Here is a 597-nt window from a genome sequence, read left to right on the forward strand (position 1 = left end):
GAGCGTGGGCGTGGAGGGTTTCGACTCACTGAGCAAGGCGCGGCTGCGCACGCCGCCACTCAGCGCCTGCTTGGCGCGATTGACGACTTCCGGAATGAATCGGCGCTGCTGACCAGCCTGGTGTCGGGAACCTTGAACCTCGGCATCATCGACAACACCGTTGCCGACGAGCGTTCACCGCTGCGCAACGCGTTGAAGCGGTTCTCCGCTCGAGGACCGGATCTGCGTATCAACGTCTACATGGGCATGCCGGCAGAACTTGAGCAGCGCGTGTTAGATGGCCGGCTACATCTCGCTGTCGGCCACTTCCCGTTTCATGCCCCTGGCAGCACGGCTATTGCACTCTATGAAGAAGTCCATGGCCTGTACTGCGAGGCGACGCACCCATTGGCCAAGTCAGGCCGTGAAACCTCTGATGTCATGGAGGGCYTCAAGCAGGCACGAATCGTCTCGCGCGGCTATCTGAGACGACGTGACCTGGACCTGCTTGGCGCCGAATCCGCAGCCTCGACAGCGGACAACATCGAAGCTCAAGCCATACTGATCCTGGGCAACAACTGTGTAGGGTTCCTCCCCAATCACTATGCGGCCCAGTGG

General features: G+C 60.9%; 1 protein-coding gene. It reads left to right on the forward strand.

Translation table 11 applies throughout. The features are described 5' to 3' along the window. Positions 1 to 132: 132 nt before the first annotated feature. Positions 133 to 597: substrate-binding domain-containing protein (locus tag ACXJKR_RS34215; protein ID WP_457326651.1), on the forward strand; the 465-nt coding region annotated here is incomplete at its 3' end.

The organism is Roseateles sp. P5_E11, from assembly GCF_054049355.1.